The sequence below is a fragment of the Agromyces binzhouensis genome, assembly GCF_004135055.1.
Lineage (GTDB): Bacteria > Actinomycetota > Actinomycetes > Actinomycetales > Microbacteriaceae > Agromyces > Agromyces binzhouensis.
The window spans coordinates 1-2,226 of the sequence record NZ_SDPL01000469.1 but is presented as its reverse complement, the minus strand read 5'-3'; the positions used below and the strand labels follow the sequence as shown (position 1 = coordinate 2,226).

General features: G+C 73.8%; 3 protein-coding genes. All 3 read right to left on the bottom strand.

The window, feature by feature from the left end; translation table 11 throughout:
- Nucleotides 1-88: 88 nt before the first annotated feature.
- The gene (locus ESO86_RS15760) at nucleotides 89-1,120 is read right to left on the bottom strand and encodes an iron-siderophore ABC transporter substrate-binding protein (protein WP_129235810.1); all 1,032 of its coding nucleotides are present in this window, start codon (nucleotides 1,118-1,120) and stop codon (nucleotides 89-91) included.
- A 72-nt stretch (nucleotides 1,121-1,192) separates the two neighbouring features.
- Nucleotides 1,193-2,029: an ABC transporter ATP-binding protein gene (locus tag ESO86_RS15755; protein ID WP_129235809.1), complete on the bottom strand. Its 837-nt coding sequence runs from the start codon at nucleotides 2,027-2,029 to the stop codon at nucleotides 1,193-1,195.
- Nucleotides 2,026-2,226 (bottom strand): iron chelate uptake ABC transporter family permease subunit (locus ESO86_RS15750; RefSeq protein WP_165308029.1); only part of this gene is annotated, 201 nt, incomplete at its 5' end. The genes ESO86_RS15750 and ESO86_RS15755, both read right to left, overlap by 4 nt.

Here is a 2,226-nt window from a genome sequence, read left to right as displayed (position 1 = left end):
GGACGCGCGGCGACCGGCCTGAGCCGGAGACCCGACGGGCCGGGCTCCCCGCGGGAGGCCCGGCCCGCCGCTCGCGCTCATCGCGCGATCACTGCTCGACGACGCCCGAGATCGCGTCGATGAGCGCGGGGAGTCCGCCCTCCCAGTCGAAGCTCAGCGCGGTGGGCGGCGAGACCGACGAGACCGTCACGGGGTCGTGGACCTGGGCCACGGCGCCCGCCGCGACCGCGGGGATGGCCTGCAGTTCGGGCTTGGCGAGGAAGGCGTCGGCCTCCTCCCTGCTGCCGTGGTAGCTGACGATGACGTCCGCGTCGAGCTGGTCGAGCTGCTCGTAGCTCAGCTCGTAGTAGAAGCCGCCGTCGCTGGTGTCGAGCTCGGAGACGCTCGGGGCGACCTCGAGTCCCAGTTCGGTCAGGACCTCGATGCGGGGGTCCGCGGCGGTGTAGACGTAGACGAAGCCGTCGCCGTCCCAGACGCCGGCGAAGGTCGTTCCGGCGAAGTCGGGGTGTGCGGCCGCCTGCTCGGCGAGGCCGTCGGAGATGTGCGCGAGCACCGCGGCGCCCTCGTCGGCCCGGCCGAGGGCCTCGGCCGTGATCTCGATGGTCCGGTCCCACGACGTGGTCCACGGCGCCTCGGGGTAGGCGATGACGGGCGCGATCTCGGAGAGCGTCTCGTACTGCTCCTCGGTGAGGCCGGAGTACGGCGCGAGGATCAGGTCGGGCTCGGCGGCGATGAACTCCTCGTAGGGGACGGTCGCGCCGCCCTCGGGGTCGGGGATGAGGGTCGGCAGCTCCTCGCCGGCCTCCTCGTAGGCGGCCTCGACCCAGGGCAGGTAGTTGCCCTCGCCGACGGTCCAGGCCTGCTCGGCGATGGCCACGGGGTGGACGCCGACGGCGATCGCCGCCTCGGTCGAACCCCACCCCCACGTCGCGACGCGCTCGGGTTCGTGCTCGACGACCGTCTCGCCGAAGGCGTGCTCGATCGTGACGGGGAAGCCCCCGGCGGCGCCGGAGCCCGCTGCCTCCGGGGCCGGGTCGGCCGAGGCGGCCGAGCAGGCGGCGAGGGCGAGCGCAGTGACGGCTGCGCCGGCCACGGCGATGAGGGAACGTCGAAGACGCACGGATGCTCCTAGGGTCGGGGAGAGTTGGTAAGGCAAGGCTAACCTAACTTCTCCCCGCTCGCACACCGCACCTCACGCGGACAGGGCGGCGGAGTGGAAGCGCCCGATCGGCACGACGAGCGGACTCCCCGACACCGGGTCGGGGATCACGCGCGCCTCGAGGCCGAACGCGTCGCGCACGGTCGAGGCGGTCAGCACCGAGCCCGGGTCCCCCTCCGCGACGACGCGGCCGCCCGACATCACCACGAGGTGATCGGCGTAGCGCGCGGCCAGGTTCAACTCGTGCAGCACCATCACGACCGTGGCGCCCCGGTCGCGGTTGAGCGCCGTCAGCAGGTCGAGCAGCTCGAGCTGGTGCGCGACGTCGAGGAACGTCGTCGGCTCGTCGAGCAGCACGAGGTCGGTCTGCTGGGCGAGCACCATGGCGATCCACACGCGCTGGCGCTGCCCCCCGGAGAGCTCCTCGATCGGGCGCTCGGCGAGCTCGGCGATGCCGGTGTCGGCCAGCGCCGCGGCGACGACCGCATCGTCGTCGCTCGAATGACGCCCGAACCAGCCCTGGTGCGGGTACCGACCACGTGCGACGAGATCGGCCACGCGCACGCCGTCGGGCGCGATCGACGACTGCGGCAGGACCCCGATCCTACGCGCGACGTCGCGGCGCGGGATCCGCGAGACGTCCCGGCCGTCCAGCAGCACGCGACCGGCCTCGATCGGATGCAGCCGCGCGAGGCCGCGCAGCAGGGTCGACTTGCCGCACGCGTTGGGGCCGACGATCGCCGTGATGCGGCCCGACGGGATCGCGAGGTCGAGCCCCTCGATGACGCGCCGGCCGTCGTAGCCGAGGCTGATCCCCTCGGCGACCAGGCCCTCGACGGCCACGGGCGGAGGAACGGGAAGTGAGCTCATGCGCGGGTCCTCTCGGTGCGGGCGAGCAGCCACAGCAGGTACGGGGCGCCGATCACGCCGGTCACGATGCCGAGCGGTGCGGTGAAGCCCGGGATCGCGAACTGCCCGGCGACGTCGGCGCCGAGCGTGAGCACGCCGCCCACGACCGCCGCGGCCCCCACGGCCGCTCCCCCGTGCCCCACGAGCCGCCGCGCGAC